Here is a 22,550-nt window from a genome sequence, read left to right on the forward strand (position 1 = left end):
ACCGGCGCCCGCCCCACCCGCACCGGCCCCGGCGCCCGCTGCCGTCGCAGCACCGGCACCCGATCCGCTGGCCCCGATCGGCGCCGTGGACGTGCCCGCCCCGGCCTACGACATCGTCAACCAGGCGGTCAGCGGTGAGCTGCCGGTGCCGACCGAGGTGCCGCACCTCGCCAGCCCCGACAACCTGCCGCCCGGCACCGCGATGGCACCGGCGGACGCGGATCGCAGCCCGAACGTGACCTACCTCAAGGAGATCTGGCACGCCATCCAGACTCAGGAGATCTCGGGCGCCGACGCGTTGCTGGCCCTCACCCAGCGGCCGCTGTCCACCCCGGACCCCGGCGGTGTGCGGCCGAACGCTCCGGTCGGCCAGGTTCCGCCTCCGGCCCCGGTTGCCGAGCCGGTGCCGGCCCCCGTGCCGCCGCCCGCCTGACTAGGCGGAGTTGACCCACTCGTCGGACCCGTCGGCGAAATACTGGTGCTTCCAGACCGGTAGCCGTTCCTTGACCCGGTCGACGAGGCGCGCGCACGTCTCGAACGCCGCGCCGCGGTGGTCTGCGGCCACCGCGGCGACGAGTGCGGCGTCCCCGATGTTCAGGGTGCCCACCCGATGGCTGACGGCGATGGCGCGCACTCCCTGACTCTCGGCAGCGATCTCGGCGGCCACGTCGGCGAGGGTTTGTTCGGCCGACGGATGCGCCGAGTACTCCAGCCTGGTGACGGTGCGTCCACCGTCGTGGTCACGGACGACTCCGGCGAACGCGACCACCGCACCGGCCGAGTGGTGGGCCACGAGATCCTCGTGCTCGGCCGAGTCGATGGACTGTTCGGTCAACGCGGCGCGCAGGACGGCGGTCATCGCGGGTGATCCTTGCCTTGGAGTTGGTCGAGGGCATGCCCGAGAACCTCGGCGAGCACGGCGATGCCGTCTTTGACTCCGCCCAGCGAGCCCGGGAGATTGACGATCAGCGTGCGGCCCGCGACACCGCAGACCCCGCGGGACAGGATGGACGTCGGCACCTTGGGGAGCCCTGAGCGCCGGAGGGCGTCAGCCAGGCCGGGGATCTGGTAATCCAGCAGCGCGGCGGTCAGCTGCGGGGTGGCGTCGGTGGGCGAGATTCCGGTGCCCCCGGTGGTCAGGATGACGTCATGCCGGTCGCGGATCCCCGCGCGCAGTGCCGCAGCGACAGGCTCGCCGTCGGCCACCACGACCGGTGCGGCGGTCATGATGCCTCGGTCGTTGAGCCAGTCGGCCAGCACGGGGCCACACCGGTCCTCGTACACACCGCCCGCGGCCCGGGTCGACGCGACGATGACCAGGCCGGACCGTGTCATCTGACCCAGGTCCCCGTCTTGCCGCCTTCCTTGCGCACGACGCGGATGTCGTCGATGCGGGCCGCGCGGTCGACGGCCTTGATCATGTCGTAGACGGTCAGCGCGGCCACGCTCACCGCGGTGAGCGCTTCCATCTCCACGCCCGTGCGGTCGGTCGTGCGCACGGTCGCGGTGATGCGGACTGCACCGGGGTCGTCGTCACCGCCGACGCTGAAGTCGATGTCCACTCCCGTGATCGCCAACGGGTGGCAGAGCGGGACGAGGTCGCTGGTGCGCTTCGCGGCCAGGATGCCCGCCACGCGCGCGGTCGCCAGCGCGTCGCCCTTGGGCAACCCGTTGGCGGTGATCATCTCGACCACGTCCGGTGTGGTGTGCACGGTGCCGGCCGCCACCGCGACCCGCTTGGTGGCGTCCTTGGCCGTGACGTCGACCATGTGAGCCGCGCCGGTCTCGTCGAGATGCGAGAGGCGGTCGGTCACCGTTACCTGTTGACGACGGTGACGGCCTGGATGAAGGGCAGTTCCTCGGCCGGTAGCGGGAACGTCACGTCACCGAACGGCGACAGTGCGCCGGTGCGGTCGGTCGCGAGCTCGCTGACCGCGTGGTCGTCGGGGTCGGTCGTGGGCCAACCCGGATCGACGTATCGGTTCTTCTTGTCATCAGCCACGGTGCCATTGTGGCAAACCACTTGCCGGCGGGCGACCTCGGGAGCCTCCTTTACGCTGGTCAGCAATGAGTGCGAAGAGTCCGGGTGTTCCGCTGGGCGCCTGGTTGGCCGATCTCGGCGACGAGCGGCTGATCCAGCTGCTGCGGCTGCGGCCCGATCTGACCCAGCCCCCGCCGGGCACCGTCGCCGCGCTGGCGGCGCGCGCGGCCGCACGTCAGTCCGTGAAAGTCGCGACCGACGACCTGGATTTCCGTCACCTCGCAGTGCTCGACGCGCTGCTCAGCGTGCACGCCGACACCACCGTGGTGACCTTCGCCGAGTTGACGGGCGCCCTGGCCGGGCGCGGCGCAGACGTGGCCGACGTACGCGCCGCGGTCGACGATCTCGCCGCGCGCGCCCTGGTCTGGGGCGACCTCGAGGGCGAGGGTGCGCTGCGGGTCGTTGCCGAGGCCGCATCGAGCCTGCCCTGGTACCCCGGGCAGGTCACCTCAGAGGACACGTCACCGACCGGCGCCGAGATCACCGCGGCCCTCGAATCGGTGGACGAGACCGCCCGGGATCTGCTGGACAAATTGTTGGAGGGCTCGCCGATAGGGCGGACCCGCGACGCCATGCCCGGAACCCCGCCGGACCGGCCGGTCCCCCGCCTACTAGCGGCCGGGTTGCTGCGCAGGATCGACGACGAAACCGTGATCCTCCCCCGCCTCGTCAGCCAGGTGTTGCGCGGAGAGCACGCGGGGCCGGTCAGTCTGGCCTCGCCCGACCCGGCCGTGACGTCGACGACGGCGGCCGACGTGGACGCGGTGGCCGCCGGCGCGGCGATCGACTTTCTACGCGAAACCGAGGTCGTTCTCGAAACACTCAGTGAGACACCGGTTCCCGAACTGCGAAGCGGCGGGCTCGGCGTCCGCGAGGTGAAACGGCTGGCCAAGATCACCGGCATCGACGAACGGCGTCTCGGCCTGATCCTGGAGGTCAGTGCCGGCGCCGGACTGATCGCGCCGGGCGTGCCCGAGCCGGACCCCTCCGACGGCGCGGGGTCACACTGGGCCCCGACGGTGGCGTTCGACCGGTTCGTCGAATCCCCCACCGCGACGAAATGGCACCTGATGGTGTCGGCGTGGCTGGAGCTGCCCAGCCGTCCGAGCCTGATCGGCACCCGCGGGGTGGACAACAAACCCTATGCGGCGCTGTCGGATTCACTGTTCTCGACTGCAGCACCGCTGGACCGTCGGTTGCTGCTTGAGCTGCTCGCCGAGCTCCCCGCGGGCGCGGGGGTCGACACGGACAGCGCGTCCCAGGCGCTGGTCTGGAAGCGGCCGCGCTGGGCTGCACGCCTGCAGCCCGGCCCGATCGGCGACATGCTCACCGAAGCCCACGCCGTCGGCGCGGTCGGCCGGGGCGCGATCGCCTCCCCGCTGCGCCGTCTGCTCGCCGGCGACAGCGACGACGCAGTGGTCGCCGCGATGGCCAAGGTGCTGCCCGCGCCGATCGATCATTTCCTGCTGCAGGCCGATCTGACGGTCGTCGTGCCCGGCCCGCTGGAACGCGGGCTGGCCGAGCAGTTGGCGGCCGTGGCCAACGTCGAGTCGGCCGGCGCGGCCATGGTGTACCGCATCGACGAGGCGTCGGTGCGACGCGCCCTCGACAGCGGCCAGACCGCAGGCGGGATCCACGCGTTGTTCGACCGTCACTCGAAAACGCCCGTGCCGCAGGCGCTGAACTACCTGATCGACGACGTGGCGAGGCGGCACGGACAGCTCCGGGTCGGGATGGCATCAGCGTTCGTGCGGTGTGAGGACGCCGCGCTGCTCGCGCAGGCCGTCGCGGCGCCCGCGACCGAATCAGTGGAGCTGCGCCTGCTCGCACCGACCGTCGCGGTGTCCCAGGCGTCGATCGGCGACGTGCTCACCGCGCTCCGCACCGCCGGCTTCGCCCCGGCGGCCGAGGACGCGAGCGGAGCCGTCGTCGATCTGCGCAGCCGGGGCACCCGCGTACCGTCCCCAGGCCGGCGGCGCGGGTACCGGCACAACGCCGTGCCCACGGATCAGACCCTGGCCGCGATCGTGGCTGTGCTGCGGAAGGTCGCGTCCACGCCGTCGACCGGTTTGCGGCTGGACCCCGCGGTGGCGATCTCTGAGCTGCAGCAGGCGGCGCACCTCCAGGAGTCGGTGGTCATCGGCTACGTCGATCCCGCGGGTGTGGCCACGCAGCGGGTGGTGGCCCCGATCAACGTGCGGGGCGGTCAGTTGACCGCTTACGACCCGGCGTCTGGTCGAGTGCGCGAGTTCGCCATCCACCGGGTCACATCGGTGGTGTCGGCGGAGTCCGGATAATGGGTGGGATGACTTACCACCGAGGTGCCGCGTGACTGACGGCCCGCTGATCGTGCAGTCCGACAAGACGGTGCTGCTCGAAGTCGACCATGAGCTCGCCGGGGAGGCCCGCGCGGCGATCGCGCCCTTCGCCGAGCTCGAGCGTGCGCCTGAGCACATCCACACCTATCGCATCACCCCGCTGGCGCTCTGGAATGCCCGCGCCGCAGGTCACGACGCCGAGCAGGTGGTGGATGCGCTGGTCACGTACTCCCGCTACGCGGTGCCCCAGCCGCTGCTCGTCGACATCGTCGACACCATGGGCCGCTACGGACGCCTGCAGCTGGTCAAGCACCCGGCGCACGGCCTGACCCTGGTCAGTTTCGATCGCGCCGTGCTCGAAGAGGTGCTGCGGAACAAGAAGATCGCGCCCATGCTCGGCGCCCGCCTCGACGACGACACCGTCATCGTGCACAACAGCGAGCGGGGTCGGGTCAAGCAGATGCTGCTCAAGATCGGCTGGCCGGCGGAGGACCTCGCCGGCTACGTCGACGGGGAAGCCCACCCGATCGAGCTCGCGCAGGACGGTTGGCAGCTGCGCGACTATCAGCAGATGGCCGCCGACTCGTTCTGGGACGGCGGATCCGGTGTGGTGGTGCTGCCCTGTGGTGCCGGAAAGACGCTGGTGGGGGCCGCTGCCATGGCCAAGGCGGGTGCCACCACCTTGATCCTGGTGACGAACACCGTCGCGGGGCGTCAGTGGAAACGCGAGCTCATCGCTCGGACCTCGCTGACCGAGGAGGAGATCGGCGAGTATTCGGGCGAGCGCAAGGAGATCCGGCCTGTCACCATCGCGACCTACCAGGTGATCACCCGCCGCACCAAAGGCGAGTACAAGCACCTCGAGTTGTTCGACAGCCGGGACTGGGGCCTGATCGTCTACGACGAGGTGCACCTGCTGCCCGCACCGGTGTTCCGGATGACCGCCGACCTGCAGTCGCGGAGGCGCCTGGGCCTGACCGCCACCCTGATCCGGGAGGACGGACGCGAGGGCGACGTGTTCTCGCTGATCGGCCCGAAGCGCTATGACGCGCCGTGGAAGGACATCGAGGCGCAGGGCTGGATCGCCCCGGCCGAGTGCATCGAGGTGCGTGTCACGATGACCGACAACGAACGCATGCTCTACGCCACCGCCGAACCCGAGGAGCGGTACAAGCTGTGCGCGACGGCACACACCAAGATGGCCGTGGTGAAGTCGATCCTGGAGCGACATCCCGACGAGCCGACGCTGGTGATCGGCGCCTACCTCGACCAGCTCGACGAGCTGGGCGCGGAGTTGGACGCTCCGGTGATCCAGGGGTCGACGAAGAACGCCGAGCGTGAGGCGCTGTTCGACGGCTTCCGCCGCGGCGAGATCCGCACGTTGGTGGTGTCGAAGGTGGCGAACTTCTCCATCGACCTGCCCGAGGCGAGTGTGGCCGTGCAGGTGTCGGGCACGTTCGGGTCGCGACAGGAAGAGGCGCAGCGACTGGGGAGGTTGCTGCGGCCGAAGGCAGACGGCGGCGGCGCGGTTTTCTACTCCGTGGTCTCCCGGGACAGCCTCGACGCCGAGTACGCCGCGCACCGCCAGCGCTTCCTCGCCGAACAGGGATATGCCTACGTCATCAAGGACGCCGACGACCTGCTCGGACCCGCGATCTGACCGTCCAGCAGGGCGCGTCGGTCGAACCGGGACGCCAATCCGGCCACGACCGAAGCGCCAAGTGAATTCAGGACCTTGCTGAGGCATATCCAGAAGACGCTTCTGGCGGACAGATAAATTTTGCTGGCTGCACATTAAGCATCTCTACGTCAGTAGAGGCGCCCGACTATCGCCAATTGCCGCCTCCTCCGGCGCCGAGGGCTGAACGCGCTTCAATTCCGCCTCATCGCTGCTGGAAGGTCATATTCTCGTCAGGTCTTGCTGAGAGTCTGCGGAGAGGCCATCCACACGCAGGCCTGCGCATCCCAACCGGGCAATTAGCGCTGAACGAAATATCTGGCAATGTCATTCCGATTTGCCACAATTGCGTTTATGTGCGCGGAGTTCGAAATTGCTGCATAAATGTCTTCTAATGGCCCAACATGTTGATGCCAGGCGCTGCAGCCAGGGGAGTTTTCGACATCACGGGGGTCGTACATGGACCGCGTCGTTCGCGATACGAGCACCACGGGGAACATTCCGTCACCGCCAGCGGCACAGCAGTCGAACCGCCGCAATCGCCGCAAGCACCGGCGGGTCGAGCCCTATGCGTGGCTGGCCGCGGGCGCGGTGAGCGTCGGCATCGCCGCGGCGATCTCGGGATCCGGGATCGCCTACGCCGAGGAGACGGCCGGATCGGCCGGGCCGGCCGGCAGCCCGTCGTCGCAGACCGATGCGACGTCCGGCGGCGCCGCCGACGACACCGCTGACAAGAATCCGCAGGACGGGAGCGACTCCGAAGAAGAGGCCACCGACCTCGACGACACCGACGACGAAGACACCCAGCAGGAACCGTCCGAGGACACCGCCGACGACGATTCCGACGCCCCGACCGACCCCGATGCCGACGACGAAGCCGCCGACTCGGACAACGAGGGATCCGCTCCAAGCCGGCCGGATGCCTCGGAGGTCGACGAACGCGACACCACGCGACCGAACGGCGACGCCGACGAGGATTCAGTTTCCGAGGACCTGGCTTCCGAGGACTTGACTGAAGAGGACTTGGTTCCCGGGACCGACTCCGAGCCGGTCGTCGACGCCGATCCCGAACCGGTGGCGCCACGCGAAGAGGACGAGGCGTCACCACCGGAAGCTGCTCCGGCAGCGGTGGTTTTGCCGGCGGCCGTGCAGGCCGACCGCTCCCCGGTGTCCCAGGCTTCACGAACGGTCACGACCCTGCAGACGGCGTCGGCGGTGGAAGCACCGGCAGCGCCGAAGACCCTGGCGGAACTGCTCCGGGCCCTCTTTCTGAATTTCCAGCGCACCTATTTCAACAAGACACCGACGGCGAAACCCGTTCAACGGCCCGGCCAGTCCAGCCAGGGTGTGGTCACCGGCACTGTCGGCGCGAAGGATCCCGACGGGGATCCTCTCGAGGTGGAGCTGTCCACCGGGCCCAAGCGGGGCAGCGTGCAGGTGGACGCCGACGGCAACTACACCTACACGCCCTCGGAGTCGTTGGCCGCCAGCGGAGGGACCGACACCTTCACCGTGGTGGTTCGCGAGACCAACGCCGACTCCCACACCCACGGTTTCCAAGGCATGTGGAACAAGATGGTCCGCGCGCTGACCGGTGCGACGGCGGGCACCCCCGCCGGCACCATCCTGCAGACGGTGACCGTGACGATCGCGAAGGTGGGCACGGGAGCCCCGGGCGGTGGCCCCGGAGAACAACCCGCCCAGAGCCCGGGCGACTACGACGCCGGGTTGAAGGATCCGTTCCAGCACCCCGACGCGGCGACCGGAAAGACCCACAACGTCCGCGACTACGGTGCCACGTCGGACAAGCGCTCTGACAACGACGCTGCGGCGATCCAGAGAGCCATCGACGCCGCCGAAGCCGGCGACGTCGTGTACATCCCCGACGGCGTCTATCACGTGAAGTCGAGGATCACGCTGAAGACCGGGGTCTCGCTGATCGGCCAGTCACAGGAATCGACCGTCCTGGCCAGCGCGTTCTCGACGATGTCCTATTTGTTCACCAACCCGTATGCGGTGATCTACGCAGGTGCCGGCACCACCAACCTGACGATTTCGAGCTTCACCATCACCCAGGCCTCGGGCAAGATCTACAACGCCGCAGTCAGCCTCGGCTCGGAGAACGGCGGTCAGGTCTCGCGGATCGCGGTCAGGGATCTGTTCATCGAGAAGCACCGCCGTTTCGGCGTCCAGCTCCAGAACGCGGACAACATCCTGGTCGACGGGAATGTGATCAGGAACGCCTCTGCTCTCGACGGCGGCGGCTCGGGGTACGGGGTGATCATCGATCAGGCGGGCTCGCACAATAATTGGGTCAGGAACAACACCATCGGCCCGGTGATTCGCCACGGCATCCTGATCCAGGAGTATGCGCACCACAACCTCATCGAGCACAACACCATCACCGGCGCGGTATCCGGCGCGATCGACCTGCACGGCGAGGACGAGTACAGCAACGAGATCCGGTACAACACCGTGTCCGACTGTGTCCGCAACGGCACCTCGGTGAGCCCGAACGGGGCCGGTATCGAGATCGGTGAATACAGCGGCGTGGTCGGGACCGACAAGCTGCACGACAATTCGGGACCCAACAACTGGATTCACCACAACATCGTCTACAACTGCACCTGCGGCCTGCGAATTGTCAACAACAGCAACAACACCTGGATCGAAGACAACATCTTCTACGACAATCTGGAAGCCGGCATCAAGGCCGACCTGGCCCCGCTCGAGGACCTCTTTATCCGGCGCAACACGATCTACGGCAACGGCAGCGGCATCCTGCTCAACGATGTCCGCGGTGCCGTGCTCGAAGACAACAAGGTGACGGACAATCGCAAGTACGGCATCTGGACCAACGGCGGGGTAACCGGTTACCTCATCGCCGGTAACACGGTGGTCAGTAACGGAACTGATGTGGTTCTAGCCAGCCCGAACGGCGTATATCTGCCGTAATCGCGCGTCGGCGTCAAGGGTGACAATTTCCGGCCTCACTGGCTTTACCGGACGGTGTGTCATCGTTGCTCACGCTCGATCGCGGTGAATCCGTCTGACACCGGTCCACCGACAGAGGCGGGGATCTGCCGGTTGAGCGCGTCGCGAAACGTTTCGGTGGCGACCTTCACTCTCCGGGACGGGTCACGTTGCCTTCGCTAGGCTGCAGAGAGAAAGCAGAGTTTCGCCACCAGCCCGCGCTCGGCAGGGCTCACCGGGAAAGGGCTGACTGCGATAGCTACTCGTAAGATTGACTGTCGCAGCACCGACGGCGCACTCCCCGGTAGCGAATAGATGCGACATCGTCGGAGCAGCAGAAGTACTGCGCTACGGGGGACGCTGACGAGTTTCGCCAGATCGAGTTGGCGTCTGGCGTTTCCACTTCTGGTGATTTTCTCGATGCTCGGCTTGACCGCCGCAGACCCGGTGCTGCCATCCGCGCCGATCGCTGCCCCGATCGTGGTGCCGTTGCCTGATGTCCCCGCAGACGTCTGGCAGAACCGTGGCTTAATCGTCCACAAGGAGTCCTACGACCCACCGCTTGCTGACCCCGAGTCGGTACTTGGTGGCGCGTGGCGTGCCGTCTATAGGTCAGTCTCCGGCCTGGACGGCGAAGGACGCGAGGTGTCCGGGGCATTCTTCCTCCCCCGAGGAACCCCGCCGCCTGGTGGCTGGCCGGTTGTTTCGTTTGCACACGGAACAACTGGTATCGGCACCGACTGCGGTCCCTCCTACCAGCCGGACTTTCAGGGATACGCGCCGATCGTTGAATCATTGCTGGACAGGAAGTACGCCGTCGCGCTCAGTGACTACGAAGGGCTCGGCCCGACGGGTTCACATCTGTACCTCGAGCAACGGACTGCGGCATTCAACACCATCGATGCCGTCCGTGCCTTACGCGAGATCTCGCCGACGGTGTCCACACGCTGGGCAGCGATCGGTTATTCACAGGGTGGACAAGCGGCATGGGCCGCCAACGAGTTGAACCCGTACTACGGCGATGGTCTCGAATTGGTGGGGAGCGTCGCGGTCGCACCGGCGGCAAATGTGACAGCCACGGCGGACCTCATCTGGTCGGGTTCACTCACGGAGGAACAGCTGGCGCTGTTCCCGTTGTTCATCGTCGGCTTGGGCAGGTACCACCCGGATCTTGACGAGGATGCCTTCCTGCCTGGTGCAGCTGAGGCCGAGCGGAAACGCCTGAGCCATTGTGCACAACGACGTACGACAGAGGCACCGCCAAGAAGACCCCCCGCTCCGGTCCCATGGAAAACGGTCGTCGATCAGCTGAGCGGGGCGCACGAGACCACGCCGGGCTCTCCCCACGACATCGCTGAGCTGCGGGATGCGATGCGCGAGATTGCGCTGCCCCAACACCCCTTGGACCGGCCGATGCTCGTCATCTCCGGCGCTGTGGATTCCCTGGTCTTTCCGGAATGGGTGCGCACCGCGGTTGACGGCAGTTGCTCACTAGGCGGACACATCGAGTACCGAAAGATTCCAGGCGCCGATCACAACAACGTCTTGTGGAGATCCGCCTCGATCGTCGCGAGGTGGGTGGCCGCTCGATTCGACGGAGCCCCTGCGCCGTCGAACTGTCCAGTTGAGAACTCAGGCTGAGTGGGTCAGCGGCAGCACCCTCGCCCAGGTGCTAGCGCGCGAGCCTGTCAGGGGTCCCCGGCTGGGTGCTGCCGGTGTCGGCCGTGACCTGTGCACCAAGCGTCTCCTGCCACGCTTCGGAGTTGGCCAATGCCCGCCTGATGTAAGGCGACCTGCGAATGGCGCCGATGAAAGCGCGGTTGGGGATCGCTAGGTACCAAGGCAATTCACGAATGAAGTCAACGAAGAGGACAACGCGTGTCTCCTCGCTGTCGTTCCAGACTTCGTGCTCGAACGTGTCGTCGAAGACCATGCTGCGACCCTTGCGCCAGTGCTGAGTACTGCTACCGACGCGGATACGGGTCAGGGTCTCATCTGCCGGGGTGCGGAGAGCGAGGTGGTAACGCAACACCCCCTTCCACGGCCCAGTGTGCGGCGGGATGTGCTTGTGCGGGAGCAACACCGAGAACAGCGCCGTGGTCATGCCGGGAATCGATTCCACGATCTCGGCCGTACGCGGACATCTGTTGCAGTTGCTTTCCGCACGGCCGCCGTACGCATAGAAGGCGAATACCTTCCACCGGTCGTCCTGGGTGAGGTGGCGCTGCTCCTCTTGGATGTCCTGAAAGTTGGGGAGCTTATCGACCTCGGCGAGCAAACCGTCGAGTTCGGCCTGAATTTCGTCGGCACGTGCCTCGACCTCAGCGATCCAGGGAAAGTCCGAGGGGTCGAAGAACTCGGTGCGACCGGACGGCGCATGTGACAGCAGACGTCCGAACAAGGCTTGAAGCCGGTCGAACATCGCGTATGCCCAGGCAGCGATCCTGCCGAGAACAATCGAGCGCCGTTTTTCAGACATCGCGGAGACCCTAACACCGCGGCAGATTCATCCGGCGACAAATTGTCTATTTGCCGAAACATGTTGACGCCGACAGCGAATCAACCGTTTGCGATGATTGAAAAGACAAACAAATCGACCCGTAGCCATGATTGGTGGTCGACGCCGAGGATAGTCTCACCTTTGATGTGAACGCGACTACGCCGGGAACATGCAGCCGACAGGCGAACGCCCGGTCAACCGAACAGCTATTACGCGGAAGCCCCCTCGAGTGGTTCGAAGGTCACGCTCTGGCGAAACAGGCGCCAGCTTTCGACGCGTTTGAACTGTCGTGTCCAGCCAGCTCTTTCGGCCACCTTGAAGGTCCCGAGGTTCTTCTCGCCCGCGACGCCGATTGCAGATCGCATTCCGAGTTTGCGGGCCTCGTCCAATATCTTGGTACCGGCATCCATGAACACCCCCAGCCCACGATGACGCTCCGATGTGAAAATGCCTTCGACCATCGACTCGCCCGGCTTCAGTACCGGAGCTAATGGGCCCCAAAGCGCCTGCATACGCGGGTTGTCTTCCGCCGTGAACAGATACGCGATAAAGCACACTGCTCCCTCGGGATCGATGGCGACCCAGGGCGCAGGTAGGTCGGAGTCCAGCAGCCAACGCTGGTCCGCACGATGTCGCGCCACCTCGGGCGGCAGGTCCGGGTCGTCGGCGACCAACGAAAGGTCATCGCCTGGTTGAAGCTTTCGCACGACCAGGGGAATCTTCGCCGGCGGCGCATTGAACGGGACACTCAGGTCGTCGCTGATCCCAATCGACACCGTAGTTGAGTGAAACCGCTTCCGCGCGGTCCGCCACAGCCACCTGCGTCCCCGCGGGCTGCGCAAGAGCTCAATCAGGAGGGCGACGTTATCCCGGAGCCGCTTCATGCGGTTCGGCCACCGTGTCCGAGACGTGTATGAACCACGCCGGTTCGACAACCAAAGTTCGCCCAGATCACCGAGATCGGATCACGCCGCACGTCTCTCCCCCTCCACGAGTGTGGGCCTTGATGTCAGTCATGCCCCCACGTTGCGAGACGCTATCACGGCTCACGATGTGGTGTTTCGTCTCAGCGAACTTCATTCGCTGAGACGGAAAACCGATATGCCACGGCGTATCCCGAACGTCATCAAGCAGATTTGTCAGCGCCCGGGACGCACTTGGCCTCAGTTGCTGTCCACGCCGCTGCGGTACCGTATCGACATGCCAGAGGTACGCCCCGTGGAGGTCGCACCGATCACCAAAGCCGACATCCCTGAGGTGGCCGACTTCCTGCACAGTGAGATCGGGCCTGAAGTGTCTGCGGCCGACTGGCGTCGGGCCATGACCACCACGTGGGATTTCGTCCAACCCAACTACGGTTACCTGCTGCGCGAGAACCGACGCCTCGTCGGCGCGCATCTGGCGTTGTATTCGGAACGGACGATCGATGGTCGATGCCACCGCATCTGCAATCTCGGGACCTGGTGCGTCGCAGAAGAACACCGCGCAGCGGGATTGCGCTTGCTGCGGACGTTGCTCCGCCAGAAGGGATATACCTTCACCGACCTGACGCCCAATCGCAAGATCGTCGCGCTGAACGCCCGACTCGGGTTCGCTCACCTCGACACGACGCGCTCGATGGCCCCCAACATTCCGTGGCCGGTGTGGTCGAGGCGGGTGCGAGTTGTCGACACCCCGAAGGGGATCGAGGACTTGCTGCACGGGCGAGACCAGACGATATATCGCGACCACGCCCAGGCCGCCGCTGCTCACCATGTAGTGCTCGTCGCGGGTGAGCGGAGCTGCTACGTGATGTTCCGACTGGACTACGGCCGGATCAAGCGTCGGCCCACGTTCGCATCGATACTGCACGTTGGCGATCCCGACACGTTTGAGGATTGTGCGCCCCACTTCTATCGTTACCTTCTGCTCCGGCGCGGGATACCCGCTACGTTGGGCGAGATCAGGGTGGTGGGCCACCGCCTGCCTAGGTCGGTAATGGTGGCGGGTCCGGCGAAGATGTATCTGTCCGACGACCTTGAACCAGCAAAGATCGACGATCTCTACAGCGAGCTGACCTGTTTCGAGTTCCAAGGCCGCTTTCCGCACCACGACGCACCGAAACCCGGCCCGTCGCACGTGCCGGAGCATCCGATCGGCACCTAGTTCGCGCTCTGCTCGACGAATTCGGCGAGAGTGCCGATCGTCTCAAAGACGTCGCCGGTGAAGTCCTCGTCGTCGATCTCAAAGTCGAACTCTCTCTCCAGATTGACGGAGAGGGCGACCACCGCCATCGAATCGAGTTCCGGCATGCTGCCGAACAGTTCGGTGGACGCGTCAAGATTGTCGGCGCGATCTTGGATCGCGAGGGTCTTCACGAGCACCACCTTCACGCGTTCCAGAGTCTCCGTGCTGTAGTTCATCTAGCTGCTTCCTCCTATTAGGGTGATGCGAAAATTGGACGGCCCGCCCGCGGGGTTCGTTCAGTGGGCATCGCGGGTCGGTGCCTTGCGGACGAATTCTTCATTGAAACTGGCGCTCAACAATTTCACCGCCTGCTCGCTTTCGGCCTTGCCGAGGTGATTGGGCGGTCCGCACGGAGTGTTATTCACATCCACGATGTAGATCTGGCCGTCGTCGACGTCCCTGAGGACGTCCAGTTCACCGAAATCCAAGCCGAGTTTCTTCGCGAATTGCTGTATCAGCACCAGTTCGCGGTCCGAGAACGCCGAGTCGGGGGGACCGACTTTCGCACGGGCGTTCCGATTGCTGAACCGGGATCTCGCGTCGCGGTACTTCCAATAGATGAGCGGTATCGAGCCGCCGACGATCGGAACCCTGATATCGACGACCTCATCTCCGGTCGTGTTGTTAATCAGCTTCTGGAAGACGACGTCGGTTCTCGGTGTGGTCGTGGGACATTCGATGAGAGTCCCGTCATGCATCGCGTTGTCGTCGGACTTCATGACACATGCCCCCTGGTACGTGCGGGGATCGACGAATGTGCCGTACCCGAAGACGTCACGAAAGACCTTCTCCACGTACGTCTTGCTGATGTCGTTGCAGTGTTGATTCACCACGAAATGGTTGTCGGACAGCTCGGTCAGGACTGCATTGTGCTGTCGCTTGGTCACGTCTTCGAAGGACACCACGACATCCGGCCGCGTGGTGGCCGACGACGTTATCGTCAGACCCAGCGAGTTGCAGATCTTATAGAGGATCTGGGAGTAATCGGGTCGGTCCGGGTGGAACAGAATGGTGGCGGCCTGATGGTCTCGTTCGAACCTCTTCCGTAGATACTTCGTGCGATATCTGATCCTGACCATCGTCCCGATGATCCTGTCGTGGTAGATCTTTCCCGCGAACTTGTAGGCAGGATGCTCTTGGAGTTCTTCCATGGCGAACTCCCTGTTAGGTATGAAATCTCTCATTTTCCACCCCGCTATACGAGTACTTCGATAGGCGCCGGATGTCCCAGGAATGCGGTGGGGCTGGCCGTCAGGCCGTAGGCGCCTGCCTGGAACAGCACGATCGAATCGCCGATCTCGGCGTCCGGCAGTACGACACCGTCACCCAGCAGATCCAGCGGGGTGCACAGACAGCCGACCACTGTCACCTCCGACTGTGGTGCCTCGGTGAGGCGGTTGCCGACCGCGATCGGATAGTTACGCCGGATCACCTGGCCGAAGTTTCCGGATGCGGCCAGCTGATGGTGCATGCCGCCGTCGACGACGAGGTACGTACGGCCGCGGGACACCTTGCGGTCGACGATCCGCGTGACGTAGACGCCGGACTCCCCGACGATGTAACGGCCGAGCTCTATCACCACCTTCGTATCCGGCAACTCTGGCTGGATACGGTCCTGTACGAGCATGGTCAGGTTCGTCCCGATCACGCCCAGGTCGAGCGGGGAGTCCTTGTCGAAGTAGGGAATGCCGAAGCCGCCGCCGAGGTTCACATACCGGACCGGGGCGGGCGACTTGTCGGCCAGTCCGAGGATGAGCTCTACGGTCTTTTGCTGTGCCTCACAGAGAATCTCGGCGTTGAGGTTCTGCGAACCGGCGAACACGTGGAACCCGAGGAAGTCCAGATCGGCGGTGGCGACCAGGGCGAGCAGTTCGGGCACCTGTTCGGCGTCGACACCGAACTGCTGGGGCCCCCCGCCCATCCGCATCCCGGAACCCTTCACCTGGAAGTCGGGATTCACCCGGACCGCCACCCGCGGCCGTACTCCCAACATCTCTCCGGCCTCGATGACACGTCGGGCTTCCGTCGAGGATTCCATCTCGATGGTCACGCCCGCCGCGACCGCCTGCGCGATCTCCGCGACGGTCTTGCCCGGTCCGGCGAAGCTGATCCGGTCCGCGGACAGCGGAGTGTCCAGAGCGGTTCGCATCTCGAGTGTGGAGGCGACATCCAGCGCGTCGACCAAGCCGGCGAGGTGTTGCACGACCGCCGGCATCGGGTTGGCCTTGACCGCGTAGCTCAGATGTATCGCCGACGGCAGTGTCGCGCGCAGCGCCGCGACACGCTCGCTCAGCAAGCGTCGGTCGTAGGCGAAATAGGGCGTCGACCCGACGCGGGCGGTAAGCCGGTCGAGCGGCATTCCGCCGACCGCGAGTTGCCCCTCGGCAATGCCGAAAGCGGCGATCACTGGACGTAGATTCACGTGGCAAGCTCCTCGCGCAGTGCCGCCCGGTCGAATTTCCCGTTGGGCGAGCGGGGGATCTCCGCACGGATCACGACGGAGCCGGGCACCATATAGAGCGGCAGCCCGGACCTCATCGCCTCCAGCAGAGCGTCTGTGGTGACGTCCTCGGCGGTCGGTGCCACCACCAGCAGCACCCGTTCCCCCAGCGCGGCGTCCTCGACGCCGAGCGCGACCGCGTCGCGCACCATGCCGGTGGCATAAGCGGCTTCTTCTATCTCGGTCGGGCTGACGCGGTAGCCGGACGTCTTGATCATGTCGTCCCGGCGGCCGACGAAGTACAGGTATCCATCGGCGTCGGTGACCACCGTGTCGCCCGAAAAGACCGCGAGTTCCGCGGTGCGCCAGGGTTCGTCGCGTCCCGGGACCGGCCGGAACCGTTCAGCGGTGCGGGCCGGGTCGTTCCAGTAGCCGAGCGCCACATGCGGACCGCGATGGACGAGTTCGCCCTCTTCGCCTGGATCACACGTCGACCCATCGGGCCGGACCACCAGAATCTCGGCACCCGGGATGGCCTTGCCGATGGAGCCGGGCCGTTGATCGATCTGGGCGGGATCGAGGTACGTCGATCGGAAGGCCTCGGTGAGCCCGTACATGAGGTACGGCTTCGCCGTCGGGAACACCTCGCGCAGTCGGTCCAGGACCGGCTTGGGCATCCGACCGCCGGTGTTCGCGAAGTACCGTAGCGAGGCCCGCGCGTCATCGGGCCAGTTCTGCTCCGCGATCTGGATCCACAGCGGCGGCACGCACGTGAGGCCGGTCACTCGGTGTCGGGCGCACAGCCGGGGAATATCACGGGGCAGCAGGTAATTCGTCAGGACGACGTGGGCTCCGACCGCGAAAGATGTTGTCAGCTGGCTGAATCCGGCGTCGAAACTCAGCGGCAACGCCGCCAGCAGAATGTCGTCGGCCGAGTTCTCCAGATACGTCGACACGCTTTCCGCGCCGGCGATCAGATTGCGGTGGCTGAGCACCACTCCTTTGGGCTTGCCCGTACTCCCGGAGGTGTAAAGGATGGCTGCGATGTCGAGGTCGATGACCGCGACCGGGGCGGGGCTGCCATCGTGTGAGGCGACCAGATGTTCCCAGTTCAGGGTCGGCAGTCGCGTGCCGGGCTCATGTTCTTCGGCCCGGGCGCCCACGAGCACGACGTTCTCGAGCGCCGGACAGGCGAGCAACTCGTCGGCCAACAGCGCCAACCGATCGGGGGTGGTGACGAGGACGCGGACATCGCAATCGCGCAGAATGTGGCCGACCTGCGGGGGTCTCAGCAAGGGGTTGATCGGCACGAACACCCCGCCCACCGCCGACGCACCGAAGATGGCCGTGACCGTCTCGATCCTCTTGTCTAGGTAGACCGCGACGCGTTGCCCTCGTTCGACGCCCAGTGCGGTGAACCCGGCAGCCACGTCCTGCACCTGCGTCCACAGCTCACCGTAGGTGAGCGTCGTCTTCTTGAACGTCAGCGCGGCGAAGTCACGATAGGTCAGCGCGTGCTCCTCGATGAGGTGATGGAGGTTTGTCCGCATAGTTCACCCCGCCGCGGCGGGAGGGGCCGACAGCGTCTCCCGCCAGGTCTCGACCGCAGCTTGGTAGCGCGGATTGATGCACTCGATCGCCCAGAGTGTCGGTAGCGGGCCGAGGTGCGTGTGGCTGTGGATCTCCAGCGGCCTTGTCGCCAGTGCCGGTGCGAGGCGCAGCAGGTTCAGTCTGCGCAGAACCCGGTAGGTGAACGATCGCGACGATTCGGCTGCCGCGTCGAGCGCATAGCTCAGGCGGGTACGCAGCGGCAGGCGTTGTGCCCGGACGTAATCCCGCACAGCGTCCCGTGTCCGCACCGTCCACGCGGAGTCCCCCGGCACGTGCAGGAGCGCCGTGGTCGCACGCTTCCTGTGCCCGAAGTCGCCGCGTGGCACACCGGCGTCCTCGGCGATACGACGGGGAACGGGGCGGTCGTAGTCGGTTCCGGTCGACCAAGCCTTCATCTCGTCGCTGCGGGCGATCTCGAGGAGCTTCGGATGCCGGCGGGCGCCGATGAACGGAGCGGGGACATGAACGAAGTCGACGCGCAGCCGGAACTCGTTCAGCGAAGCACCGCTCATGTCCCCCCGGCGGAGTAACTCGTCGGGATAGGTGTGCAGGTCCCAGACCCGGCCTCCGTAGTGCCCGCTGAAGAAGACGGTCCGACCCACCTCGGCGTCCAACCCGGCCATGTTCAGATCTTCACCACTCATACCGGTCGCGAGGAACTCGGCCTCCGGGAATTCACCAGCGTCGCGGTAAGCCATCCGGTCGAACTCCTTGAGTTCGTAGCCCAGAGCCGCCGCGATCGGCTTTCCGGAGTCGTCCTCCTGATGGCCCGCCCGCGTGCGGGCGTGGGTGAAGGTGAACGCCTTGACGCAGCCGACGCGGCGGGCCAGGGCTGCCACCGCCGGGGAGTCGTAACCGGAGGAGATGGATGCCAGCGGCGAATACGTCACCGAACGGCACGGTGCCGCCGCGTTGTGCACGGTTTGCTCCAGGACGCCGGCGAGTTGTGCGACGTACTCGTCGTACGTCTCGTACGGCCGCCCTGAGGTCTTGTCCAGGAAGGAGATTCGGCCGTCGTGATGGAAGCGCACGTTGTGCACGTAGACGAGGTGCGCTTCCCCGCCGCCGGGTCCGGAATCCCCGGCGAAGCGGATGGGAATGACGGTGTCGAACTCGCGAATGCCGTGATGGATGATCCCGGCGAAGTCGGTCGCGTAGCCGGGATGGTGCGGATCGAGTTCTGCGCGGGCGGCCGTCAGGAGGAACACCAAGGAGTTCGAGATCAGGATCTCGGCTCCGCGCTTGATGTACTGGATCCGCTCCAGGGTGTGACTCGGGGGGACGACGATCAGATCGTCTCCGGCGATCCGGCCGCCCGATCCGAACACATCGACCGCATCGGCAAACTCGAACGAGTGCGCGTCGCCTGCCCACGCCCCTTCGAAGAAGGCGTCGTCGCGGACCTCGACGCTGGTGCCGCACAGGAGTTCGGCATCGCCGCGACGGAGCCTCACACACCAGGCCAACGGTGGCAGGCTGGGTTCACAGGTGACACTCAGTCGCATGGCGGCTCCTTCCGTGACAGGTGGGGGCTCCCGCGTGGCGCAGAGCGGGCCCCTGCAGCAGGATGTGGCGCGCAAACCCTTCTGATCGAGTCATTCGAGACACGTCAATTCGCTGTATAGATAGTCGATCTCGGCTGCGTCGATGTCGTCGCTGAAGTACATTCTCGATCGCCCCTGAACCGGTACCGACCTGAACGGCCGTTGCCCGGCGACCCTGACCTCGACCAACGTCGCCAGAATCCGTTGCCGCAACAGCAGGTATCGGTAGAAATGCGGCGCCCAGCGCGTGAACAAGCCGGTGTCGCCGACGTGAAGGACCGTGGCGAGCAGCCAAAGATGCTTGTACCGCTCGCGGCGGTACATCACATAGCAGCTCTCATCGCCGTCGGTGAGCACGACGTGGCGCGCGGCCGTCGGCGCATGGTCGCGGTGGATCTGTTGGTCCTGCCCCGTGAGCACCCGGTCGATCTCGTCGGTGGTGTCGATGACCCGGACCCCTCGTGCCCGCAGCGGCGTGGGCAGATTGGGCACCAGCGTCGTGGTGGTATCGAGCGCGGCGAACCCAAGCCGGGTGTTCAGTGTCGCGACGTTCGGGTTCGGGGTGAGATCCGTGAAGGTGTAACCCTTTTGGCGGAGCAACGACCGGAGAAGGCGCATTCCGGAGGCGCGGTACGGTTCCGCAACGCACCACACACCGAGGTTGCAGATACGTCGCACGTGGTCATCGATCACTCGTTCCGAGTACAGCGCGAGATGCACGCCGACGACGCGGCCGTTTTCGCGCAGGAGATAGCCGTGGTTGGGCTGCTCGGCGGCCCAGGGCGGGTTCATCGCGCGAACCCAATCGGTGACCGGTCTGGTTCTCGTCACACCGAGGTTCAAGAACTCGGCGTGCAGGAACTCCGCAACCGTCCGGACGTCGGCATCGGTGATCGGCTTGACCTCGAGGACCGGAATGTTTGACACGATTGAACTGGACACCGTGGATGCCCTACCCCATTGCGGGTGCAAGTGCCTCGGCGACGGCACCGCTGAGGTAGACGGCGTACCTCTTCGTGAAGTGAAACGGGTTGTAGTAGACGATGGTGTCGGCGATGACCGGCTGACATTTCTCGGCGCACACCCACGGCACGGTGTCCACGTAGTGAGCGCCCGCGGCGGCCGCCGCCGCCTTCTCGGCATCGAAGAAGTCCGATATCGCATTGGCGCGGTCGGTGCTGCATGCCTGTACATCCTGAGTGTGGGCAGCGAGGCATTGCGCGTCGTTGCTGTTCCAGGCGGGGATGGCGCCGAGCATCGCAAGGCGGGTGCCCGGCTGCGTCAACTTCTGGAATGTCGAAACCCATGCGTCCTGCCATTGGGCGGGTGTAGGCGTTTCGCCATTGGCGAGTTTGTGACCTACATTGCTCGCGGTGATCACGAGCTGCGGATGCAGTTTGTTGATCTCCTCGATCGCGGTCGCATGGAATTCGTCGCACGCGGCATCGGGCACCCCCGTCCTGTTGTCCCGGAATTGCAGATCCGCGACGGGGCAGCCGCCCTGTGCGAACAACCGCACCTTCCAGCCGGTGGTTGCGCTGACCCGCTCCAGGGTGTTCACCCACATCTGGGCACGCGAATCCCCGTATATGACCATCAATTTCGTCCCGTTCGGGTCGCCGTATGCGCAGTCGCCGAGACTCGTGTAGGCCGCTGAGGACCTGATATCGAGCTTGTCGAAGCACTTCTCCGGCCCTGCTTCCTCGGCGTTGCTGTTCGAGCGAGCCACCTGACTCATCGCGACCAACTGCTCGGACGCGCCGGGCGGGAGTGCCTGGGTGCTTTGGGCTGCGGTCACGGCCTCCAGGACTTCCGCCGTGGTGGCGTACGTCTGCGTGCTCAGATCGCTACTCGCCGATTCGGCAGGGTTCTGCTCCGACTGGTATGCCGGCATGTCGGATCCGCCACCGGACGACGAACACGCCGCCAAGGCGACGACGACTCCCGCGAGCAGCGGGGTGAGACGCCCGCGCCGCCGCCGACCCGACCATGAACGACGGATTGAGTTGGTCGACAGGATCTTTGTCCTCCCCGATCTTGTTCCTGACTCGATGACAAACATCACGTGAACACCTCCCACGATCCGTAATTGGACGCGATAAGCCACTGTGCGGCGAGAATTGTGACGGCCATCAGTAATGCTCCCATCGCCAAACTCAATCCGGTACGCGCGGAAAGGAATTTGGACCTGCGGATCGGGTCCTCCACCAGGCGAAAAGTCAACGCGGACGCCAGCACGGCCAGTGCGACCAGACCCGTCGCCTGCAGCAGACTGAGATCCTTGTTCAGATACCGGGCCGGAATGATGAGAAGTGGCCAGTGCCAGAGGTACAGCGAGTAGGACCGGGCGCCGATCCACTGCATCGGGCGTACTGATAGCGCCCGGCCGACCCAAGTGGGCCGGGCGATGCAGCCGGCGGCGATCAATGCCGCGCTACCGGTGACTGGCAGGATCACGGCCGAGCCCGGATAGCGGGTGTCCGGTGTGAGCACGAACGCGGCCACGGCGATTGCACACAGGCCTCCCACTGCCAACACCGTTGGCACCCAGAGATGTTTCAGCCGGGCGATACTCGGCGCCAGCACTGCGACCAGGGCTCCCAACGCCAGCTCCCATGCTCGTGTCAGAGGGGAGAAGTAGGCCCAGGTCTGATTGATCGCCGTCTGGAGGACCGACCAGGACAACGAGGCGACGATGATCACCGACAAGACCCCGGCGAGTACCCGACGATGCTGGGCGCCGCGGGCGATGAAGACCAGGACCAGGAACACGGCCGGCCACACGAAGTAGAACTGCTCCTCAACACCGAGCGACCACATGTGCTGCAGCGGAGACGGGGGCATCTGGGCGCCGAAGTAGTCCGTCCCGAGGAGAGCGAAATGGACGTTGGCCGAGAATATTGCGGTCCATTTGGCATCCTCGGCCACGGCGTTTCCATTGATGAACCCCAGCCAGTGGTACGTCGCCACCAACGTCACCAGAACCACTACGGTCGACGCCGGCAGTATCCGCCGCACACGTCGCGCATAGAAGCCGGCTATGGAGATGCGACCTCCTCTGTCGTTCTCCCTCAAGAGCAGACTGGTGATCAGGAAGCCGGAGATCACGAAAAAGATGTCGACGCCGATGAAGCCACCGGTGAAGGGCTGGTGATAGCCGTGGAACAGGATCACCAGGACCACCGCGATCGCACGCATGCCCTCGATGTCCGGCCGGAA

General features: G+C 65.4%; 19 protein-coding genes and 1 pseudogene. 6 read left to right on the forward strand and 14 right to left on the reverse strand.

The genetic code is table 11. The features are described from left to right. Positions 1 to 433 (forward strand): annotated as a pseudogene (locus tag MVA01S_RS10965) (transglycosylase family protein); the annotation flags it as partial. Here the strand turns inward: MVA01S_RS10965 and MVA01S_RS10970 are convergent. The 4 genes from MVA01S_RS10970 to MVA01S_RS10985 are packed head-to-tail and all read right to left on the reverse strand — an operon-like array spanning position 434 to position 2,002. Beyond that, positions 434 to 859, reverse strand: a complete 426-nt coding sequence (locus tag MVA01S_RS10970) for a molybdenum cofactor biosynthesis protein MoaE (protein ID WP_003930256.1) — start codon at positions 857 to 859, stop codon at positions 434 to 436. It abuts the pseudogene before it with no gap. Beyond that, a complete protein-coding gene (locus tag MVA01S_RS10975) occupies positions 856 to 1,335 on the reverse strand; it encodes a MogA/MoaB family molybdenum cofactor biosynthesis protein (RefSeq protein WP_003930255.1) in 480 nt (159 codons plus the stop codon). The genes MVA01S_RS10970 and MVA01S_RS10975 overlap by 4 nt, the downstream gene beginning before the upstream one ends. Beyond that, on the reverse strand, positions 1,332 to 1,769 hold the full coding sequence (gene moaC / locus MVA01S_RS10980; RefSeq protein WP_051015268.1) for a cyclic pyranopterin monophosphate synthase MoaC: 438 nt from the start codon (positions 1,767 to 1,769) through the stop codon (positions 1,332 to 1,334). The genes MVA01S_RS10975 and moaC overlap by 4 nt, the downstream gene beginning before the upstream one ends. A 47-nt stretch (positions 1,770 to 1,816) precedes the next feature. Beyond that, a complete protein-coding gene (locus tag MVA01S_RS10985) occupies positions 1,817 to 2,002 on the reverse strand; it encodes a hypothetical protein (RefSeq protein ID WP_003930253.1) in 186 nt (61 codons plus the stop codon). 65 nt (positions 2,003 to 2,067) lie between these two features. Between MVA01S_RS10985 and MVA01S_RS10990 the strand changes: the two genes are divergently transcribed. The 4 genes from MVA01S_RS10990 (at position 2,068) to MVA01S_RS30420 (ending at position 10,651) form a co-directional block, all read left to right on the forward strand. Then, positions 2,068 to 4,338, forward strand: coding sequence for a helicase-associated domain-containing protein (locus MVA01S_RS10990; RefSeq protein WP_003930252.1), 2,271 nt, complete (start codon positions 2,068 to 2,070; stop codon positions 4,336 to 4,338). A gap of 31 nt (positions 4,339 to 4,369) precedes the next feature. Further along, entirely contained in the window at positions 4,370 to 6,019 is a 1,650-nt protein-coding gene (locus MVA01S_RS10995) for a DNA repair helicase XPB (protein ID WP_040541092.1), read from the forward strand. Between the two features lie 477 nt (positions 6,020 to 6,496). Next, positions 6,497 to 8,992, forward strand: a complete 2,496-nt coding sequence (locus MVA01S_RS11000; RefSeq protein ID WP_003930250.1) for a right-handed parallel beta-helix repeat-containing protein — start codon at positions 6,497 to 6,499, stop codon at positions 8,990 to 8,992. Between the two features lie 426 nt (positions 8,993 to 9,418). Then, complete coding sequence (locus tag MVA01S_RS30420; protein WP_157895634.1) at positions 9,419 to 10,651, forward strand: lipase family protein; 1,233 nt, start codon at positions 9,419 to 9,421, stop codon at positions 10,649 to 10,651. A 31-nt stretch (positions 10,652 to 10,682) separates the two neighbouring features. Here MVA01S_RS30420 and MVA01S_RS11005 read toward each other — a convergent pair whose 3' ends face one another. Beyond that, on the reverse strand, positions 10,683 to 11,489 hold the full coding sequence (locus MVA01S_RS11005) for an aspartyl/asparaginyl beta-hydroxylase domain-containing protein (RefSeq protein WP_110765599.1): 807 nt from the start codon (positions 11,487 to 11,489) through the stop codon (positions 10,683 to 10,685). A gap of 230 nt (positions 11,490 to 11,719) precedes the next feature. Continuing rightward, positions 11,720 to 12,286, reverse strand: a complete 567-nt coding sequence (locus MVA01S_RS11010) for a GNAT family N-acetyltransferase (protein WP_144033045.1) — start codon at positions 12,284 to 12,286, stop codon at positions 11,720 to 11,722. 442 nt (positions 12,287 to 12,728) lie between these two features. Between MVA01S_RS11010 and MVA01S_RS11015 the strand changes: the two genes are divergently transcribed. Then, positions 12,729 to 13,655 carry a hypothetical protein gene (locus MVA01S_RS11015; protein ID WP_003930246.1) on the forward strand — a complete coding sequence of 309 codons (927 nt, stop codon included), beginning with the start codon at positions 12,729 to 12,731 and terminating at the stop codon, positions 13,653 to 13,655. Here the strand turns inward: MVA01S_RS11015 and MVA01S_RS11020 are convergent. The 8 genes from MVA01S_RS11020 to MVA01S_RS11055 form a co-directional block, all read right to left on the reverse strand. After that, the gene (locus tag MVA01S_RS11020; RefSeq protein ID WP_204249576.1) at positions 13,652 to 13,882 is read right to left on the reverse strand and encodes an acyl carrier protein; all 231 of its coding nucleotides are present in this window, start codon (positions 13,880 to 13,882) and stop codon (positions 13,652 to 13,654) included. The two genes, MVA01S_RS11015 and MVA01S_RS11020, sit on opposite strands and share 4 nt — an antisense overlap. A 90-nt stretch (positions 13,883 to 13,972) precedes the next feature. After that, a complete protein-coding gene (locus MVA01S_RS11025) occupies positions 13,973 to 14,887 on the reverse strand; it encodes an ATP-grasp domain-containing protein (RefSeq protein ID WP_003930244.1) in 915 nt (304 codons plus the stop codon). A gap of 44 nt (positions 14,888 to 14,931) precedes the next feature. Continuing rightward, complete coding sequence (locus tag MVA01S_RS11030) at positions 14,932 to 16,158, reverse strand: pyridoxal-dependent decarboxylase, exosortase A system-associated (protein ID WP_040541094.1); 1,227 nt, start codon at positions 16,156 to 16,158, stop codon at positions 14,932 to 14,934. Beyond that, entirely contained in the window at positions 16,155 to 17,726 is a 1,572-nt protein-coding gene (locus tag MVA01S_RS11035; protein ID WP_003930242.1) for an acyl-CoA ligase (AMP-forming), exosortase A system-associated, read from the reverse strand. Before MVA01S_RS11035 ends, MVA01S_RS11030 begins: the two co-directional genes overlap by 4 nt. A gap of 3 nt (positions 17,727 to 17,729) precedes the next feature. Beyond that, positions 17,730 to 19,292 (reverse strand): hypothetical protein, encoded by a 1,563-nt coding sequence (locus MVA01S_RS11040; protein ID WP_003930241.1) that lies wholly within the window; start codon positions 19,290 to 19,292, stop codon positions 17,730 to 17,732. A gap of 90 nt (positions 19,293 to 19,382) precedes the next feature. Further along, the gene (locus MVA01S_RS11045) at positions 19,383 to 20,258 is read right to left on the reverse strand and encodes a GNAT family N-acetyltransferase (RefSeq protein WP_003930240.1); all 876 of its coding nucleotides are present in this window, start codon (positions 20,256 to 20,258) and stop codon (positions 19,383 to 19,385) included. Between the two features lie 25 nt (positions 20,259 to 20,283). Beyond that, the gene (locus tag MVA01S_RS11050) at positions 20,284 to 21,393 is read right to left on the reverse strand and encodes an SGNH hydrolase domain-containing protein (RefSeq protein ID WP_081529038.1); all 1,110 of its coding nucleotides are present in this window, start codon (positions 21,391 to 21,393) and stop codon (positions 20,284 to 20,286) included. Next, positions 21,393 to 22,529, reverse strand: a complete 1,137-nt coding sequence (locus MVA01S_RS11055; RefSeq protein WP_110765605.1) for an acyltransferase family protein — start codon at positions 22,527 to 22,529, stop codon at positions 21,393 to 21,395. Before MVA01S_RS11055 ends, MVA01S_RS11050 begins: the two co-directional genes overlap by 1 nt. Positions 22,530 to 22,550: the final 21 nt, after the last annotated feature.

The organism is Mycolicibacterium vaccae NBRC 14118 = CIP 105934 (genome assembly GCF_001552715.1).
Taxonomy (GTDB): domain Bacteria; phylum Actinomycetota; class Actinomycetes; order Mycobacteriales; family Mycobacteriaceae; genus Mycobacterium; species Mycobacterium vaccae.